This window comes from Xanthocytophaga flava, assembly GCF_030068545.1.
GTDB lineage: Bacteria > Bacteroidota > Bacteroidia > Cytophagales > 172606-1 > Xanthocytophaga > Xanthocytophaga flava.
Genome location: NZ_JASJOR010000002.1, coordinates 131,600 through 151,732, shown reverse-complemented (window position 1 = coordinate 151,732; position 20,133 = coordinate 131,600). Strand labels below are relative to the sequence as shown.

The window sequence follows — 20,133 nt, the reverse complement described above, 5'->3', positions numbered from 1 at the left end:
CTACAGGAAAAATAGAGGATGTTGGAAGTTACCAAATGCACTATTCATTTCCAACATGTCTCTATACCCAGACACATGTTTGCTTCATTACTTCTTATCACAATTGGCCTTTACATTCTATATATCTGACTGTTGAGGGGAATCATATATTTTTAGGAGCAGCCAAGATATGTTTTTTAATTATTTGAAAATCAGTGTGATATATCTTGACGGAATTTGATTGGTAAGAAAGAAAAGGCTTTCATGAGAAGAAATTAGCTTTGGCAGTGTAGATCTATTCTCATCTTTTATCAACCACTGTATTACTATTCAAACTATTCTATCTATGCGTATTATTTTCAGTATTTTTAGTTGTTTAATGTTACTGGCTTGCTCTAGCCATAAAGCACAATCCGACTTCTGGGATGGTCCGAATGCTTACCTTGGTCAATCACAACCAAGTGATACACCTTTGTGTTTTGCTCCACACTTGTTAACCGACTCTGGCTATTTTGTTCTGGCCAGAGTTGCCTTTTCACCTGATGGAAAAGAATTCTTTTATGGCAGTAACAACGAATGGTACAGCAATCAGCACCAGCGGCTCAATTACTTTCGTTTTGACAGTATTGCAGGAAAATGGGAGGGACCTTTTTTGCTTGCCAATCAATATGGTACACCTACATTTAGTATGGATGGGAAAACTTTACTTGTTACTGACAATACAGGTATTCAGCAAATGCAGAAGAATGCTTCTGGTTGGAGTTCGCCTCAACCCTGGCTTAAGCGGTCATATGTTTTATATAACTATATGCCAACTCTAAGTGGAAGAGCTTATGTAGGTAGTAATGGTACCTGGGGTTCGTCGAATGATTCGAATGCCTGGAAATTTGCTGTATTGCCTGCTGATCCGAGAGATACATCCATTCACAACCTCGGAGAACCATTAAATTCTCCAGGCTTTAATGGTGATTTATATATAGCACCAGATGAATCCTATATGATTATCAGTGCCAAAGAAACTAAGGACTTTGAAAGTGAACTATGGATTAGCTTTGCGAGAGCAGACAAAACATGGACCACTCCACAAAGTTTAGGACCTGCTATTAATAATGGACTGGCTCATCGTTTTGGACAGTATGTTACTCCTGATGGCAAATTTCTGTTTTATACCAAAGGTACTAGTGAAAAAGACTGCGCTGTATACTGGGTTCGATTTGACCATTTGTTAACAGAATTAAAAGCTAAGGCAGGACTGTAGCCCATATTTACCATCACTCATATTTACTGATCTGTTATTGTGCTCGATATCTATGAGATTTGATTGTAGTTGTAAGTAAAAGGCCTGTAGAGTGAGTTTACAGGCCCTGGTATCTACTCCTTTAGTAACTAAAGTCTACTTCATCGCAAGTAGAATGATACTTACAAGTATAATACCGACCAGATGATAGCTCCCACTAATTAGTCCATACAGAATGGGACGAGGTATGTTGGGATTGATGGCAATGTTAACAGTATTGGAAAACAGATAGCCCACTCCAACAATGACAGCAAACTGGAAAGCGCTCTGATAGGTTTCGATATGCAAAGCATATACTAACAGCGCACTGGCAATAGTGATGACCAGACAACATAAGGCAGGTCCTACAAAGAAAATAGGAGCTGTACTTTGTGTTGTATCATTTTCTTTACCCAGTGAAATCTTATATAGTTTAGGAAAGAAGACAGTAAACCATAGTGCACCCAGAATGAAATAGATAACGAATGCGAGTAGAACACTTAACCAGGAAATATCTGTTAGTATAGTAAACATAGTAGCGTTTTTATTTTATGATGTTTTTTAGAAAAGGTTTGCCTTATACACGGCTTGAGAAAGAAATAGTCCAGACAATTACGAAAGGATGCAATGTGAGATTGGGTACTTTTGTTCAAACCGATTTTTGTAGTGTATACGTAAAGGATTAGTAAAGAAGATTAGTAGATTTTGCGATACGCTTAGCTGACTTGTGCTTTTCATTGGTGACGATTTTAGTGATAAAGAATTATATATTACTGCTGCAAAGAAAAAGCTTCTGGTGACAGCCCTATGTCAGAGGTGAACTTTACGAATACAAAAAATTTTCCCGTTGTATATTTGTCCTTGCTTTATATAAAACACTAATTAGAATTAACGGCTGGCAAGCAATAATCACAGGTACTAGTAATTATGGAGAGCACCGATACAAAACGAATTGCACGATTGACTGCTATTCTTACTCAGTTACAGACAAAACGACTTTTAACAGCATCCGAACTGGCACTGAAATTTTCAGTGAGTGTAAGAACGATTTATCGGGACATTCGGACACTGGAAAAAGCAGGAGTACCTATTTTAACAGAAGAAGGGAAAGGATATATGCTTATGGAACATTACAGGCTTCCACCTGTAATGTTTAGTGAAAATGAGGCGAATGCCCTTATTCTTGCACAGCAGTTGGTTCTGAAAACAAAAGATGCTTCATTCATCAACGATTATTCAGAAGCTGTCGAAAAAATTAAAGCAGTTTTAAAGCATAACCTGAAAGACAAAGCAAATTTATTGACTCAGCGGACACATACTCCCCAACTCAAGGGTATTGAAAGAACAAGTAATAATTTGTCTTCCTTACAATTTGCCTTGACCAATTTTTATCTGGTAAAAATAGAGTATATAAATGAAGGGGATAAAATCTCAGGCAGAACTATTGAACCCTTCGCTTTATTAAGTACTGAAAACTGGTTGCTGGTTGCCTGGTGTCGTTTACGTAACGATTTTCGGTATTTTCGTCTTGACAGAATACAAAAGCTGGAAATACTCACCGAAAAGTTTACTCCTCATACGATGACTTTGCAAGAGTTTTTTGACCGATATCATTAGCTGTGATCGTTTCATTTGTAGGTGTAGCATTAAGGAAAAGAGTTGGATGTCCCTACAGGCCTTATACTATTTTAATCAGTTGGAGAGTAGGAACAATGCTGATTTGTTACTGTACAACAGGAACTATGGTCATGTTGAAGAAATATCCGAAGTATGTTCAATACAAATGACTGACTGGAAGTATGGTCACTTTCACGTTTGAAGACTGAGTGATCGGAAAACTGTTCAGCAACACAAGTGACCATACTTCGAATCACTTTTACTTTTGACTGGTATTCTGTTCACTTTTTGTTTTGACCGGAATACCAGTCGCTTTCAAAAAATATTCGAACTCTGTTCACTTTTATCTTTGACTGGAAGTATGGTCAGTTTGCAGAATGACTGGAAGTCTGTTCAAACACAAAACATATCCGAATACCAGTCAGACTATTGGTTGACTATAGTTCCGGTCACCAAACTGCATGACTATATATTTTTTGATCACTTTGTCTGAAAATAGTTTATTATTTGAGTCATTTCTTGTTAGGAAGAATCTTTTTGACCAATGCCACAATCTTATCAATAATAAAGCCTAGCATAAGTCCGGCAATACCACAGGCCAATGCCTTGGCAAACCAAGCGAGTATGGGTATTTTAACTAAGTACTCCTCTAGAATGTGCAATAAATGACTGGTAAATGGAATCCCATGTGCAATGATTTCGGCACCAACCCAGAGCATAGCTGCTGTACCTATATATCCTAAAAGTTGTAGGAAGTGTGGCATAAACTTTACAATGCCACGACCAAATTTTTGCATAGCAGGACTATAGTTATCTCTGGTCAGGCTTACGCCTATATCATCTGCTTTTACCAGTAATGCCACAAATCCATATACAGCAACTGTAATAAATATAGCTACAGCCAACATGACCACTATCTGATTTACTATCGATTGTCCGGTTACCTGACTATAGGCAATCGCAATAATTTCTGCCGATAGGATAATATCAGTACGAACAGCACCATTGACTCGTTCTTTTTCCAGTTGCTCTGGTGTAATGACTTTTGTTTCTTCTTGTTCTTCGGTATTGGTGTTATGAGATTTACTAAACAGAGAATACACCTTTTCATACCCTTCAAAACACAGATAAGCTCCTCCTACCATCAAAATGGGTGTGATAGCCCAGGGAGCAAAATAGCCAAGTAATAAAGCCGCTGGACTTAAAATAAGTATTTTATTGATCAATGACTTTTTTGCAATCTGGTAGATGATGGAGAGCTCGCGGGACGGATCAAGGCCCACAACATACTTTGGGGTAACCGCTGTATCGTCAATCACAATACCGGAAACTTTTCCGGTTGTCTTGGCTATCTGAGTAGGTACATCATCTAAACTGGCAGCACTGGTCTTAACCAAAGCCGAAATATCATCTAATAAAGCAAAAAATCCTGAAGGCATCTTGTATAGTATTCACTTGGTTTGTGTCAAAAAAGTTGTCTTATGTCTACTTATACAACTTTAATGCCTCCCATAGTAAGTGAAGTTTACAGCTATTTTACTACAGAGTATACAGATAATACATTAGCCTCATCTAACACACTATCGGATTGGCACATTTCTTAACAGATAGCTTGTATCTGATAGCAAAATTGCCTGGCATAACCAGCACCACCTCACAATGCTTCTCATGTATCAAGGCAAAAACAATCGCCTTGTTCTGTCTGAAAACATAACAGACAATGACACGTTTTTAAATAATCTCTTGTATTTTAAGGCGCGGCAATCCAATTGAGGTCTGCTCATGATCTTTATAGTATGTGCATCTTTTCTAAATTAGTCGTTTGTACCATTTCCCAGACCATTTTACCCTCAATCCCAATTGTATGTTCAGAAACTATCTGTCCTTAAAGCTACTATCCATTGCGTTAATGGCCCTCATGACCACCGCATGCAGTGGGGATAAGGATACAAAAGAATCAGACCTGAAGCAGGTTAGCACAGGAAATCCTAAGCTTGATAAACTTAAACTACCTGATGGCTTCCGGGCAGAACATCTGTATAGTCCCTCAGAAAATAAGCAAGGTTCATGGGTATCAATGACTTTTGATTCCAAAGGTCGTATGATTGCTTCCGATCAGTATGGAAGTTTATATAGGTTAGAATTACCGCCTGTTGGTGACACCACTAAGCCAAAGGTAGAAAAGCTTATTATTGGGAACCAACCCGATACGATAGTTTCCATGGGGTATGCACAAGGACTGCTATATGCTTTTAACAGTTTGTTTGTAATGGTTAACAGTTGGGGAACAGCTGGTGATGAAAACAAAGAATTTGACAAGCTTAGCGGCCTTTACCGACTCGAAGATACTGATGGCAACGATCAGTTTGATAAAATTACACTGATGAAACAGCTCAATGGGGATGGAGAACACGGACCTCACAGTATTAAACTTTCACCTGATGGCAAGTCGCTGTACATAGTGGCAGGTAATTACACCAATGTTCCTGAAATGGATGCCTATCGATTACCCCGCAACTGGCAGGAAGATAATATATTTCCCTTGATTAAAGATCCCAGAGGTCATGCCAACGACCGGATGGCACCCGGTGGCTGGATTGCGAAGGTAGACCCGGTTACAAACCGTTGGGAATTAATTAGTGCAGGATTTCGAAATACCTATGATATTGCTTTTGATGATCGGGGTGAATTGTTTGCTTATGACTCCGATATGGAATGGGACTTTGGTATGCCCTGGTATCGGCCAACCCGCATTCTGCATGTCACCAGTGGCAGTGAGTTTGGCTGGCGTACAGGCAACAGTGTATGGTCTCCGACGTATCCTGACAACCTGCCAGCTATTCTCAATATTGGACAAGGCTCACCCACCAGTCTGGAATATGGCAGAAAGTCTCATTTTCCGGAAGTCTATCAGAAATCGTTGTTTGCCTTTGACTGGAGTTTTGGCATTATCTATGCGATTTCAATTAAACCCAATGGTGCTACCTATAATGCAAAAGGAGAAGAGTTTGTTTCCGGATCTCCCTTGCCTTTGACTGATGGTGTTTTTAGCCCGGATGGCTCTCTGTATTTTTTAACGGGAGGGAGAAGACTGGATTCGGATTTATACCGGATAAGCTATACAGATGCTAAAAACAAGCCAGCTGATAATACTGTGGTTGCTGAGTTGAATGAAGATACCCGATTACGAAGAAGTCTGGAGCAGTATCATGGAAAGCCACAGCCTGGTGCTGTAGAGGCTGCCTGGCCTAATCTGAAGCATAAAGACCGATCTATTCGCTATGCTGCCCGCATCGCCATAGAGCACCAACCCATAAGTGAATGGCAACAGCGAGCCCTGAACGAGACTGATGCCCAGACAGTGATTGAATCCATGATAGCACTAGCTCGTCAGGGCAAAAAGGATACAAAGACTGCCGTGTTAGAGGCACTTACCCGCATTGACTACAGTAAATTATCCGAACAGCAGCAAGTGGATCTGTTACGGGCCTTTGAGCTGGTTTTTGCCCGGATGGGAAAGCCAGAAGGCAAAATAAAAGAAGAGGTAGTGAAGTATTTAAATCCGCATTATCCCGCTCAGACAAATACAGTGAACCGTTCACTGAGCAAGGTGCTGGTGTATATAGAGGCACCTGGAGCTGTAGAAAAAACATTGGCTTTGTTGGAAAAAGCAAAAGACGATGCTAGTGAGAAAACGGTAAGTAATTCTTCCGACCTGATCCTAAGAAATCCACAGTATGGATTAGATATTGCAGGAATGCTGGCTAAAGTACCACCTGCCCAGCAAACCTATCTGGCTACTGTGCTGAGTACAGCAAAAACAGGCTGGACTCCAGAATTATACGAGAAGTATTTTGCCTGGTTTAAGAAAGCATTCGGGTATAAAGGTGGCATGAGCTATATTGGCTTTATCAATAAAGCACGTGAGTCAGCTTTAGCCAGTGTACCTAAAAATAAGTTTGAGCATTACAATAAATTATCCGGTGGGGATCTCGTCACTCAGTCAGGGAATGAATTGGCTACTCTGGTTTTACCCAAAGGCCCCGGTAGAGACTGGAGTGTAGAAGAGGCCAAAGCTGTTATCGATAGTGGATTAATCAATCGGAATTTTGAAAATGGGAAGAACATGTTTGCTGCTGTGCTTTGCCAGTCCTGCCATGCCATGCGGGGTGAAGGTGGAACTATTGGCCCTGACCTGACACAGTTAGGTACTCGGTTTTCTACAGACGATATGCTGGAACATATCATTGATCCCAATAAAGAGGTGTCGGATCAGTATGCATCTACTGTATATACCTTGAAGGACGGCAGTTCTGTTTTGGGTCGCCAGACCAATGAAAATAAGAGTACGTTCTTTATTTCTCAAAACCCTTTTGCGCCTGATGTAATCCGGGAAATTCCCAAAAAGGATGTGGTCAGTGTTAAGATTGCCCGTTCTTCCATTATGATGCCTGGATTAATCAATCGACTCAATCCAGAAGAATTGAAAGACCTGCTGGCTTTCCTGATGGCAGGAGGTAATAAAGAAAGTCCGGTATACACAAAAAATAACCAGACAGCCCAACGTAAATAGCCTTTATCCATTCTGAAAGCGACTAGTCCTATGATAAAAAGAATAAAACTACCTCTCTATCTGGCAACGGCTATCCTTAGTGTGTTGCTGGCTGGAATGGGTAAAACTCCTGTTTTTAGCCAAACTAAGGCAGACAAATCAAGCCCGAAAAAAGATAAAGAGGGTTTTGTATCCATATTTGATGGAAAAACACTCAATGGTTGGGAGGGAGATGCCAGCTACTGGCGAGTAGAAAATGGGAGTTTGGTAGGTGAAATCACACCTGACAAACCGTTGAAAACTAACTCATTTATCATCTGGAGAGATGGAAAGCCTGGAGATTTCGAACTGAAAGGGCAATTTCGGATCACAAAATCCGGTAACTCAGGCATTAATTACCGGAGTGAGCAACTGCAGCAAATTCCCTTCGCTCTCAAAGGTTATCAGGCTGATATTGATGGAAATAACCACTATACAGGGCAAAACTATGAGGAACGGGCCAGAACAACATTGGCTTACCGGGGCCAGAAAACAACTATTAATCCGCTGGCGCATCCCTCTGCAAATCTGTCGGATGATATAGAAAACAATGCGTGGAAGGGTCTCTATGTAACGGATTCGATTGCTACGGCAGAATCTTTGAAAAATGTCGTTAAAAGCGAGGACTGGAATGAGATTCGTCTGGTAATCAAAGGGAACCGTCTGCAGCATTACATCAATGGGGTGCTCATCAGCGATGTAACGGACAATGACACGGCCAATCGTAAAATGGCAGGATTGTTGGGTATGCAGGTGCATGTGGGTCCACCCATGAAAGTAGAATACCGTAATTTGAGGCTGAAAGGATTGTAAGCGAGCTACTATTTCCAGTTTCGTTATTCATAATCTGGTTGATGTAGCCAGAGATTTTCGAACATACTACTATATGAAAAGCCAATCTTTCATAGGATTGGCTTTTTATTTCTCTCTGCCTCTGATTATACTTACTTATTCAGTTTGCAATGCTAAATAAGCAGAACATCTGAAAATAGCTTGAATAAAATCCGAGTTTTGGCAGGTTATTTTAGAAGCAGGATGAGATAAAGCGAGTTACCTGTTGTGGAATGAATATTATCTATTAATACCTTGTTTATTTTATGATAAAATTATTCTGATGTATAGTAGATATTTTGAAATTCTAGTTTGATTATAATGTCAATTAAAGCAAAAGGTATAGATTTGGTTGATACTTCTCTTTCAAGAGTTATATATCACTATAACAAAAGATGAGTCATTAAGTTGATAGCTTTTCTGTTAGACATATTCATACAATAGCTGAAAATATATGAAGGGCGTATTTCTTTTTTTTCTTAGTATTTTAAATGTAGCTATTGTCTATAGCCAGAATGTCACAAATCCGTTACTCATTCAGATTCTGATGGGAAAGCATACTAGTGATAGCACATCAGATATACAGACACTGATGAGCTTTGATTCTAATACTGTTTGGAATAAAGCTTTTCCTGATTTGAAAAATGTTCCTAAAGACTTTGACAGTGTCAGAAGAGTATCTGAGTTTATCGATTACGGGCAAGTGATTTATCAGGCTTATAAACGGGGAGATATGCCTTTTTCATTCTTAAAGGGAGTTATTCAGAAATGGGGAGTAGATACCCTCAGTTGCACACCTGTTACTATTACTACTTACATAAGAGGTCTAATCGGAAAAAAACGAAATACCTGGTATTATATCCTGGATGAGGATGGGAATGGTGATTTAATAAATGACAAGCCCGTTAAATTAAAAAAAGTCTCCGGGACACTTTTTAGTGGTAAAGAACATATTATTACATTTCAACGGTTTCAGGATGGCCAGATACAAACCTCCTCCACAAAGATTAAAGTATTAGATGTGCAAAATAATAATGGGGAATTTAGGAGTTTGAATTATCGGTATCTGGAAAGTAGGAAAGGGCTATTTACATATCATAACACGTCATATACTGTATTACTCTCCTCCAGGTTTCTGAGTGGTTTCAACTATAAATCTGAGCCACAGATTTTTGTTAAGAATAATAAGAATGGGATTACTGTAGGGCCTTTTAGAGAAGGCGATTATTTCAATCTGGATTCTGATACTCTTTTTATTAAAGATGTAAAAAAGGATGGTGAGGTTATTACTTTGAGTAAAAATGCAAACTCAAGAAGTATTTCTTCTACCCAAAAAGGATATTTAGCCCCTTTATTTGCAGGAATGACTCTAAATCAGGATTCAATAAAATTGTCTGATTATAGAGGATCATATACATTACTATATTTTTGGAATTCTACCTGTGGCGCCAGTACTTTCCGATTGGAGGAAACAATTGTACCATTAGTAAATAAAATAAATTCTTCACAGCCTAGACTAAAGGTTTTAGGAGTTGCTCTAGATTTTCCAGAGGCTGTTTCTTCTTATATAAAACAAAAAAAAATTGACTGGCCTCAAATGGTTGCTTCTGCTAATAGCCCTATTAAAGAGTTATATAAAATAACTCATTATCCCACTATCTTCCTTGTAGATCCCAATGGGGTTATTGTTGAAAGCTTTTTAGAAGAATCACTTACTATTAAGGAAATATTGCTATTACATTTGAAAAAATGATAATAATGCCCTCACCCTTCCCCGCAATAGAATCATTAGTTAAGATGAAAAATAAAGTTTAAACTAGTGGCCCTAATTTGAAATATAGTGCATGCATACACAATGTTTATCCATTATACTCATTGTTATATTGCATATAAAAAGTTGAAATTAACTAGTGTACATACGATCTATGGATCTATATCATCAAAAGATTGCTCAGTATCAGGATACTCTTACAAAAACGGAAGCAGAATTAAGTCGTCTTTCTTTGCTACGGATAGCTGTTTTTCTGGCTTCTGCCATCGTTGTGGTTATACTGGCAAACAACAGGGCATTAGCTCCATTGCTCATTGTGGCTCCGGTTTGTTTAGTTGTGTTGGGTATAATGATTAAACGTTACAATGCATTGCTTTATGTGAAGAAGCAAACGGCCTTTCTTAAAGAAGTGAATGAACAGGAGGCAGCGAGGTCAAGCAATCGATTGTCTGATTTTCCTACAGGAGAGATCTTTGTCAATAGAGAACATCCCTATGCGGCTGATCTGGATGTTTTTGGAAAACATTCCCTTTTTCAACTGATCAATCGGACAACAACAGAATCCGGAAGCATGCGTCTGGCTGAATGGCTATCCGAACCCGCTGCGAATACTAGTATTCTGGAAAGGCAACAGGCTGTAAAAGAACTGACTCCAAAGGTGGAATGGCGACAGGACTTCCAGGCAGCAGGTATGCATCACCAGAATGCAAAAAGCGATTATGCCAAACTGCTTACCTGGGTAGAAAAACCAGAGGTATTGCTTCCTCATCGAACGAAACATTTGGTGACGGCAATTTCACTTGGTGTCCTGACTGCTGTTGCCACAATCTATGCACTGGCTAATATCTTTAGTTCGACAGCCTTGCTGGATATGATTCCTCTTCTAGTACTTCTGGTAATCAATTTTTTTGTATTAAAAAAAGTAGAGCCTCTGGCAGAGGAGACTATTGACAATACACACCAGAATGTAAAAATACTGGCAGGATATCAGGCTTTGATTACCCGAATTGAAACAGAACAGTTTCATGCCCGACTGCTTGTTCAGCTACATTCTGTTTTTAGTCAGAACAACTATTCTGCCGCACAGGAAATCGACAAACTAAAAAATATACTGGATGTATTTAAGCTAAGAGGTACCAGAGCCAATCCGGTAGGAAGAAATCCTTTTTATACTGTCTATTTTAACACCTTCTGGCTGCTGGATATTTACCTGATCCTTCAGACAGAAAAGTGGAAGCACAAAAACAGGAATTTTCTTAAAGAATGGATTTCGTCTGTCAGTGAGTTTGAGGTTTTGAATAGTATAGCAGGTTTTGCTTACTCCAATCCTTCCTTTATCTTTCCTCAAATACAGGATGAACTCTATGTGATTGAGTTTAAAACATTGGGCCATCCCTTACTACATCCTGATCGGAGGATTTGCAATGATTTTACTTTAAAGGGTAGGGGAGAGATTGCTGTTATTACCGGATCTAACATGGCCGGGAAAAGTACATTTCTGAGAACTGTTGGCCTCAATCTGGTTCTGGCTTTAATGGGTGCTCCCTGTTGTGCCCAATCCGGGCGAGTGTCTAATATGATGTTATTTACAAGTATGCGTACACAGGATAATCTCGAAGAAGGGGTATCTTCGTTTTATGCAGAGCTCAAGCGAATAGAACAATTACTGAAATTATTGGAGCAGCAGCAACCATTATTCTTTTTATTGGATGAGATCTTTAAAGGAACCAACTCCCAGGATCGATATAGAGGAGGTGTTTCTCTAATCAGACAATTAAACGAACTCAATGCTTTTGGTATTATTTCGACACACGATCTGGAACTGGCAAAGCTAGCCGCCAACCATATGATTGTAGCTAACTACAGTTTCAATAGTGCCATTCGGGAAGGTAAAATGATATTTGACTATACCCTTACTGAAGGGATTTGTACTGACTTCAATGCAAGTGAATTAATGAAAAGGAGTGGCATCCGGATTCTTTCAGATATTGAGCAATTATGATGAAGTTAACTGCTCGGAAATCGGACTTTACTTTATTTATGGGACCTGTTGTGATTGTGCATGCTGGAATAAATAAATTGTTTGTAAAGTTTAGAGTGCTATAGGAGCAATTTATTATCACTAAGATCATGTGATGATTCTACGGGAAAAATCGTAAAATTGCCAAAAAATCTTCTGCTAACTTTTACAAAGTAACACTCAATGAAAACATTCTCTACCAGCTATTTGGCATCGAGATTGACTCGATATTTGTATGTCTTGGTTAGTATCTTAGTACTTTCTTCTTGTAAGAAAGACGAGGAGCCTGTTCTGTTATATCCCTCTATTTATCATACTAAAGAAATTTTTGTTACTTCTGATGTCCGTCTTTTTACAAAACAAGGTGAAGTAAAAGATCAAGCCATTATTACTGATTTTACAAATCGTTTCCATGAGCCTTGGGATTTTATTAAACCTAAGTCAGGGGTAATTGCTTCTAGTGATAGAGATACTGTAAAGATTCTGGCAAAGGATAATGCTAAGATAGGTCGTTATGCAGGAAATTTTCATGTAGAGTTTCATGATAACATGATCTATTTTGTACCTCAGGATACTGCAAGATTTGAGGTAGATTACATGTATGAGTTAATGCTGGCTATTCAAAAATATAAGCCTTTGTACGAAAACAGATTCCCTGTTTCTACTTCATCAGGATATAAAACTATTGCTCAAAGTGTAGTAGGTAGCTACGCAAAGTATACTTCCAGCCAATTAACATTTCCTATGCTTTCTTTTCTGCTTACACAACGTGGAGGGTATAGTTATTACTCAGCAAGATATAATAATTCCTTTGACCCTACAGGATATAAAGCCTTGAATACCGGAGATACACTGGTTGTTCAGGAATCTGAGTTGATATATGAAAAATAAAGAGGTCGTTTACTTATGTTTATAGGTAAATGTGCATCTAATCTAGTAAATAGCCCTTATACAACAAAAATAAGCTGGTTGTATAAGGGCTATTTACTGAAGCAGGCTGTATTAAGTCCCATGGTTTATCTTCATAAATTTGCAGAGAAGGCTGGAGCAGATCTTTGGTTTGTCTTTTGAACTCATTTGACTGTAGAAACCACGTAAAAATTGAATGAGAATATGAATTTCAGAAATCCAACAATTAAGGATTTAGAACCGATATACCAGATTGAAAGTATATGTTTTCCTCCAAATGAAGCTGCATCCTTGGATTCTTTTTCAAAACGACTTCAGGTTTTTCCGCAACACTTTTGGTTATTAGAAGACAATGAACAGCTTATTGGCTATATCAATGGCATGGTAACCAATAATCAAACAATTGTAGATGAGATGTTTGCTCAGGCAGAATTGCACAATGACAATGGGGCCTGGCAATCTATTTTTGGGATTGCGGTATTGCCAGAGTATAGAAATAATGGGTATGGGGTAAATTAATCAATTTCCTTATTGAGAAAGCAAAAGAGCAAAACAGAGCTGGCATTACATTGACTTGTAAAGAATACTTAATTTCATACTATGAGAAATTTGGATTTGCAGATTTAGGTATATCCCAATCTGTACATGGTGGAGAAATCTGGCATGACATGATTCTAAAGTTCTGACCTTAAGAAATAGTTTTTTCTCTATATGGATGAAAGATAACTAATACATAAGATTATCTCGTATAGGATCAACTTTGTTATTTTCTTCTTCAGGAATTAGGATGATTTGTGAATATATCGACGCCAACCTGTAACGATTAAGTTTCCCGCTATAATTCCCAGAGGTACTCCTACCAGATGCCACATCAACATGCAAATTCCTGCTCCACAAGGACCTGATGATGTGCAAGCTTCTGCTGCAAGTGTTGAAATAATAAATGTAGACCCGAAAATTCCAATGAGAGTACCTAAAAATGTATCTGTTTTTTTCATAGTTTGTGTATTGATGCTATATATACGTGTACCAGATGAATGATAACCATTATTTTATCATATAACAATTTTTCTTCAAAATTCTTATTTACTATTCTGTTTTAGAGTATAAAGATCTTCTACATTAATAATAAACAAGTAAACTGATTTGTAAGGATATACATGAATCGTCCCGAATGTTGGATATGAGTAAAACCCAAGCCTATGCTTTTGAAAAGTATGGGCTTAGTGTAATTTTTGAGAATTACTCTCTCGTCATTTGTTTATTGTCCCTGTCATCATTCTTCCATTGACCTCTTACTTTTTTGCTTGCCCAAAAAAGTAAGCAAAAAAGGGCACTTTTCTCCGATCCTTCAACCCGCAAGGCCAAAGGCCAGCCTCGCGGAGAAAAGATTCCCTACGCACCTATACGACCACTCGCGATTGAAGGCATCACAATTCTCTTTGTAACTACTTTGTTTCTCTTTTTTTAAAGGATGTGATATTGTTTTCTCCAACACTCGGGATGACTCATGTTTTCTTCTCCATCCATTTTTACAAACTACTACTGTTTGTCTTTAGGTTTGTTACCCATTTGTAGCAATAAAGTTCCTCCATTTGTCACAGACGAAAATGGGATAAAAGGTGTTGCAAGCTTCTTCCCATTCAAAGAAAACGACTGTACATACAGATTTTCTTTGTTATTGTTTCGAGACTCTATCACAAATTGTTTTCCTTTATAGTATTTGTTGTTAAGCTTAATCACAATACGATCAAAAAGCGGGCTGCCTATTCCAAAGCTAGGTGTTGTTTCTGTAAGACCTTTTACATCAAATAGTCCCATACTAGCCATTACATACCAGGCTCCCAGTTGTCCCTGATCCTCATCTTGCCCGTAACCATATCCGTGTACAGGCTCAGTTCCATAAAATTCATTGCAGATAGCCCGTACCCATTTCTGAGTCAGAGAAGGTTTTTCTGAATAATTGAATAACCAGGAAATATGCAGATTGGGCTGATTGCCATGATTGTATAAGCCTTCCAGACCGGCAAAGGCATCTATGGTCTTTCCTCCACCAAAAACAGCTTTCTGAGAAACAGTAAAAATGCTATCAAGTCGTGCATTGAATCGTTCCTTCCCAACTTTTGCAACCAGACTTTCGGGTTCATGAGGTACATAAAATGTATATTGCCAGGCATTACCTTCCTGAAATCCCCGCCATACCTGTGTTGGTTTGAAGTTGTCAATAAATTTTCCGTTGGCATATTTGGGGCGCATAAACTGTATCTGGGGATCATAAATTTTCTCCCAGGCTTTAGACAAGGGCATTAACTTGGCATAATCGTTTTCCTTTCCCAACAGCTTTGCCCATTGAGCAACAGCAAATGAACTGAAGGCATATTCAAGTGTGTGTGAGCCTGAGAAGCGCCAGGCTTCATCTGGGGCCGCCATTGTATCCAGGTGATTCACAAAGCCATATGTCACAAAGCGTTCTACATCCAGTTTGCCTGCACCTCTCGGACGATTGTTCCCATCTATCTCATTTTTTAAAGAAGCTTCATAAGCCATATTTACATCAAAATCCCGGATTCCACACATATACGCACTTGCTAATGTTAGACTGACAAAGTTAGTCCCTACCCCCGACACATATCTGCTGTTGGCAATACCATCACCCAGCCATCCAGCATCTTTATAGACAAGCAACTGACTTTTGACAAACTCTGAATAATATTCGGGATAAGCCAATGCCCAAAGCTGAGTGAGGTTCCAGAAGGCGCCCCAGATCGCATCCGTATTGTAATGATGATGGAGTGGACGTTTGTTTTTATCTAGTGGAATCTGGCCTATGGTCCCATCATTTTTTGGATAGGCTCCATTGACATCACTAGCCAGTCCCCGACCCAGCAATGCGTGATAGAGGCCAGTATAAAATTTTACTTTGTCTTGTTTGTTAGGTGTTTCTACCTGAATGCGGCCCAGATAGGCATTCCATTTGGCAAGGGCCTGCATTTTTGCCTGATCAAAGGTAAGGGCAGGAGCTTCAGTCTGAAGATTCAGCCGTGCATTTTCAATAGAAGTATAAGAAAGCCCTGCTTTGATCGTAATAGATTCATTTGCTTTAGTTGAAAAGGTTAGATATAAACCGGAACCCTCACCCACAATTTCTGTCTTGCCTGCTTGCTGCTCATTACCTTTAAACACACCAACAGCCTCTGGCTTTTTATCAACAACCGCTGAAAAATACATACTTACTTCTGCTCCGGGCTGATATTTTTGAACATATTCTGGCAGTGTAGTAACAAACCCTTCAATTCGTCCATCGGGAGTAATATATACCTTAGCATCTTTTACACGTCCGCTTTCTCCCTGGCGATTTCCAATATCAAATAAAATATGTGACTCACGTCCTTCCGGAAATGTATACCGATGAAAAGCTACCCGCTCGGTAGATGTCAATTCAGCTTTGATACCATACTCTTTCAGTACTACTGAATAGTAGCCAGTTGTTGCGTGTTCATCTTTCCTATCAAAAGCAGAACGATAGCCTTCCATTGTGTTTTCCAGCTTTCCTGGAATAGTTTGTAGCTTACCGTTTATAGGCGCAAAGACAATTCCGCCAATCTGAAACTCGTGAAAATTAGCAAAGCCTTCAATGGACTCATGCCTAAAATCATATCCTACTGCTTCCCATCCTGAGTTATTACCATAATGTCCGTTGGTTGACGGGGCGGGCTTAGCCATTCCAAAAGGAATAGCTCCAGGGGTAAAATGAAACCAGCGACAATGTGCCGTCCCAATATGTGGATCAACAAACGAAGAAACATCGGTTTGATTTGTTTGGGCTAAGGCACAATTGAAAAAGATTGCTACCGGAATAAGTGTTGTTACCAAAAATAGTGCAATTTGTTGAATGGTTGGTCTTCGGCAGACCGATGAAATAAGATAGGTGTAGGACATGAGTTACTTAACTTTACTTAGCTGTTATGAATAGTTCTGTTCTAAGTACCCATCACATTGGGTACTTGGAAGTTTTATAAGATTCTTTCCTATGATTAGTTTATTGATGTAGTTGTGGAGCAAGATAGTAAAATTCCGTGTTGTTGTTGAAGTAATCTGCGAACTGAGTTGGAATAATTTTACACATTTTTGTGTAATGGTTGTAGGAGATGGTTTTACAGCTGTAGAAATGTAAGCTAAGCACAACAAGTATTTTGAGCTTACTCTTTCTGTGCTGATGTAGTGAGTTTATCAGTTGCGTTGTAGATTATATCAGTATATTCTTCCTAAAAGAATAAAGCCTAACGAGAACTACACTCGTTAGGCTTTATCAATTGAAGTAAAAATGGCTTTCCTATTGTACTAATACCTGCATTTTACCATGCACTGATTCCAGTTTCAGGTGAATTATCATCACTGAAAAATTGACCTGTAGGGCCATCCGGACCAAACGTGGCAGCTTTTACTACTCTGGCAGCCGCATCGGGTATCGTGCCGGGACCGGAATGATGATTAAAATCGGTCGCAGTATACCCTGGGTCAACAGCATTTATTTTAAATGCAGTATCACGTAGATCATAAGCCAATACGGTAGTATAGGCATTAAGAGCAGCTTTGGATGGAAAATAACCTGCTAGTTTAACATGGTAGTATTTCCATGCCGGATCATTCTGTAAGGTGATTGAGCCAAGACCTGAGGTAACGTTTACAATTCTTGGTTCAGAAGATAGCTTTAGCATATCAATAAATGCCTGGGTAACTGCTATAACTCCAAAGAAGTTGGTTTCAAAAACCTGTCTGATGAGATTGATATCTGTTTCCAGTGCAGGTTGTGGCAAGATACCACTGACACCTGCATTGTTAACCAGCACATCCAGCACTTTTGTTTTTTGACCAAGTGTCTGGCGTGCTGCCTGTATAGATTCCAGACTATCTACATCAATCTGGATAGGCTCTACCTGCGTTAAACCTTCTGATTGTAACTGACTCACTGCTTGTTGACCTTTTTGCAGATCTCTGCAACCCAGATATACATAATATCCTTGTTGTAATAATTGTCTGGCTGTTTCAAAGCCAATACTTTTGTTGGCTCCTGTGATGAGTACTGTTTTCATATGTTTGTCTTAATTTGAATAACAGTACAAAACTACAGTGTGTAACGTGCCTGGAAGTGACACATCCAACGGTATTACTGGTACATTTTACGGGTAGTGTCCCGATAGTCCGCAGGAGTTACACCTGTTTCGCGTTTGAAGAATCGATTAAAGTAAGAAGCATCCGAAAAGCCCAGATCAAAGGCAATTTCCTTTAAGGAATCATTAGTATGAAAGAGCAGCCTTCTGGCTTCCAGTATCAGCCGATCATGGATATGTTTAATTGCAGGCCTTCCACTTTGCATTTTTACCATCTCACTTAAATGTCCGGCTGATAGATTGAGTAGGGATGCATAGTCACTTACCTCATGCAGTTCGCGAAAAGACTCATTGAGTTTTGCCTGAAAGCTTTGTAAAACAGGCTTGTTCGCTGTATTATCTTCATCCGTAAATTGCTCTGTATACAGGCGACTCAGATACGTAAGCAATACTGTCAGGTAAGCTGCCAGCATGCGTTGCTGCCATTCACTGGGATGTAGGTATTCACTGGTGATCTTTGCCAGGATGTCTTCTACAAAAGCAGTATCTGTCTCAGTAAGTAATAGTTCATGACCGTTTCGGGGATTTTGGATCAATGGGAGATTACTTAAGGATGCATTTTCCTGAAACGACAAAAACTCAGTAGTAAAAGCAATGCCAGTACTCCATAGATGATCAATGCTATCTTTTACAATAACCTGGTGGGGTACTGTAAAGTAGATAGTATTGTCTTTAAGTGTATAGGGGGTCATATCTATCCATTGACGACCACCTGCTTTTCGAATAAAAACGAACAGATAATAGTCCTTGCGGTGAGGTATCAGAAGTTCTGACTGATCAGGTAAAGTACCCTCAAAGTGATACATCCTGAAATGTTTATTGGCCGTTACATCGTCTGGTTGTAAAGAATAAATAGGGACTTGCTGAATATCATTACCTAAATACATGGCGTGAATCTATTATTTTGTATCATTATGCAATTTGCTGTATAATTCAGGAAAAGTAAATATTTTATTCTGTATAACCCCATGTCGCTTAGTCAGGAGGAACAAGAGAATGTATATCGGCTTTTATACTCAGGGCAGTTGGACAGTATTCAACTAGGATTAAAGCTGGCAAAAACATTAAAGCTAGACATTCAGTCATTTCAAACAGTTGTTAAAGATCTCTATAAACGGATTTATCCAGATAAGTATGTTTCTAAGATTCCATTAGTGCGGCAAATTAATGGCTTGTATCAGCTAAAGAGAATGGAAATGAAGGATTTGAATAGTCCGGAGATCTTACTTCTGATTATGCATCTGACTCAACTTACCCGTTTAGAAATCAGTGAGAGCCAAGTAACGAGTATTCCTCCTCAGATTAACCAACTAACACAATTGGAAGTGCTGAATATATCCTTTAATAAGTCATTGACTAGCCTTCCGGATGAGATAGGTAATCTGACTCAACTATACAAACTGGAATTTTGGCATAACAATCTGATTACATTACCCGAACAGATAGGTAATCTAAAACAGGTAGCTTTGTTGAACGCAACAGACAACCAAATGGAAGAGTTTCCTATTGGGATCACTCGTATGTCAGGTCTGGAAGTACTAGCCCTTTTACAAAACAAAATTCGTGTTTTACCTCCTGAAATTGGTGATCTGACAAATGTAAGTAGTCTCTATCTGGCATATAACTGTCTTACGACTTTACCCGCTGAAATAGGGAATCTGCCAATTCTTCTTGAATTAGAGGTAGGAAGAAACAATCTTATCTCAATTCCAGCAGAAATAGGAAACCTGACTAAACTAATGTCTCTGGGTTTATCTTATAATCATCTCACAAGCCTACCTGTTGAAATTCGTAATTTGATAAATCTGAAAGAGCTTAGTCTGAAAGGTAATCCAATGAGAGAGGAGACAGTTGCAGAAATCAGATCCTGGTTGCCAGGTTGTAAAGTCTCTTTCTAGGTGTGTAGAAGATTAAGTTTTTTATGTTGTTGCTGTTCTACTATACTTACTGGTTTGAACATCTGCTCCA

Annotated in this window: 15 protein-coding genes; 9 read left to right on the top strand and 6 right to left on the bottom strand. The window is 39.0% G+C overall.

Features of this window, described 5'->3' with window-relative positions:
* Positions 1-325 precede the first annotated feature (325 nt).
* Positions 326-1,237: a hypothetical protein gene (locus tag QNI15_RS03405; RefSeq protein WP_314000817.1), complete on the top strand. Its 912-nt coding sequence runs from the start codon at positions 326-328 to the stop codon at positions 1,235-1,237.
* A 135-nt stretch (positions 1,238-1,372) separates the two neighbouring features.
* Here the strand turns inward: QNI15_RS03405 and QNI15_RS03400 are convergent, their stop codons facing one another.
* Entirely contained in the window at positions 1,373-1,789 is a 417-nt protein-coding gene (locus QNI15_RS03400) for a DUF1761 domain-containing protein (RefSeq protein WP_314000815.1), read from the bottom strand.
* A 393-nt stretch (positions 1,790-2,182) separates the two neighbouring features.
* Here QNI15_RS03400 and QNI15_RS03395 point away from each other — a divergent pair, with 393 nt between their 5' ends.
* Positions 2,183-2,872, top strand: a complete 690-nt coding sequence (locus QNI15_RS03395; RefSeq protein WP_313982186.1) for a helix-turn-helix transcriptional regulator — start codon at positions 2,183-2,185, stop codon at positions 2,870-2,872.
* 512 nt (positions 2,873-3,384) lie between these two features.
* Here QNI15_RS03395 and QNI15_RS03390 read toward each other — a convergent pair.
* Positions 3,385-4,311, bottom strand: coding sequence for a DUF808 domain-containing protein (locus QNI15_RS03390; protein WP_314000811.1), 927 nt, complete (start codon positions 4,309-4,311; stop codon positions 3,385-3,387).
* 425 nt (positions 4,312-4,736) lie between these two features.
* On the opposite strand from QNI15_RS03390, the gene QNI15_RS03385 reads away from it, so the two are divergent.
* The 6 genes from QNI15_RS03385 to QNI15_RS03360 all read left to right on the top strand — a co-directional run bounded on the left by QNI15_RS03385 (position 4,737) and on the right by QNI15_RS03360 (position 13,513).
* Positions 4,737-7,445, top strand: coding sequence for a c-type cytochrome (locus QNI15_RS03385; protein WP_314030517.1), 2,709 nt, complete (start codon positions 4,737-4,739; stop codon positions 7,443-7,445).
* Between the two features lie 30 nt (positions 7,446-7,475).
* Positions 7,476-8,276: a 3-keto-disaccharide hydrolase gene (locus QNI15_RS03380; RefSeq protein ID WP_390902153.1), complete on the top strand. Its 801-nt coding sequence runs from the start codon at positions 7,476-7,478 to the stop codon at positions 8,274-8,276.
* A 472-nt stretch (positions 8,277-8,748) separates the two neighbouring features.
* Positions 8,749-10,047: a peroxiredoxin family protein gene (locus QNI15_RS03375; protein ID WP_314000807.1), complete on the top strand. Its 1,299-nt coding sequence runs from the start codon at positions 8,749-8,751 to the stop codon at positions 10,045-10,047.
* A 172-nt stretch (positions 10,048-10,219) separates the two neighbouring features.
* Entirely contained in the window at positions 10,220-12,067 is a 1,848-nt protein-coding gene (locus QNI15_RS03370) for a MutS-related protein (RefSeq protein WP_314030515.1), read from the top strand.
* Between the two features lie 201 nt (positions 12,068-12,268).
* Positions 12,269-12,976: a hypothetical protein gene (locus tag QNI15_RS03365; protein ID WP_314030513.1), complete on the top strand. Its 708-nt coding sequence runs from the start codon at positions 12,269-12,271 to the stop codon at positions 12,974-12,976.
* A gap of 222 nt (positions 12,977-13,198) precedes the next feature.
* Positions 13,199-13,513, top strand: coding sequence for a GNAT family N-acetyltransferase (locus QNI15_RS03360; protein WP_314030512.1), 315 nt, complete (start codon positions 13,199-13,201; stop codon positions 13,511-13,513).
* 263 nt (positions 13,514-13,776) lie between these two features.
* Here QNI15_RS03360 and QNI15_RS03355 read toward each other — a convergent pair whose 3' ends face one another.
* The 4 genes from QNI15_RS03355 to QNI15_RS03340 all read right to left on the bottom strand — a co-directional run bounded on the left by QNI15_RS03355 (position 13,777) and on the right by QNI15_RS03340 (position 19,052).
* On the bottom strand, positions 13,777-13,992 hold the full coding sequence (locus tag QNI15_RS03355; RefSeq protein ID WP_314030511.1) for a hypothetical protein: 216 nt from the start codon (positions 13,990-13,992) through the stop codon (positions 13,777-13,779).
* Positions 13,993-14,536: 544 nt separating this feature from the next.
* Positions 14,537-16,933: a GH92 family glycosyl hydrolase gene (locus tag QNI15_RS03350; RefSeq protein ID WP_314030509.1), complete on the bottom strand. Its 2,397-nt coding sequence runs from the start codon at positions 16,931-16,933 to the stop codon at positions 14,537-14,539.
* Positions 16,934-17,349: 416 nt separating this feature from the next.
* Positions 17,350-18,087, bottom strand: a complete 738-nt coding sequence (locus tag QNI15_RS03345) for an SDR family oxidoreductase (RefSeq protein WP_314030508.1) — start codon at positions 18,085-18,087, stop codon at positions 17,350-17,352.
* A 74-nt stretch (positions 18,088-18,161) separates the two neighbouring features.
* The gene (locus tag QNI15_RS03340) at positions 18,162-19,052 is read right to left on the bottom strand and encodes an AraC family transcriptional regulator (RefSeq protein WP_314030507.1); all 891 of its coding nucleotides are present in this window, start codon (positions 19,050-19,052) and stop codon (positions 18,162-18,164) included.
* An 81-nt stretch (positions 19,053-19,133) separates the two neighbouring features.
* Here QNI15_RS03340 and QNI15_RS03335 point away from each other — a divergent pair, with 81 nt between their 5' ends.
* Positions 19,134-20,063, top strand: coding sequence for a leucine-rich repeat domain-containing protein (locus QNI15_RS03335; protein ID WP_314030505.1), 930 nt, complete (start codon positions 19,134-19,136; stop codon positions 20,061-20,063).
* Positions 20,064-20,133 lie beyond the last annotated feature (70 nt).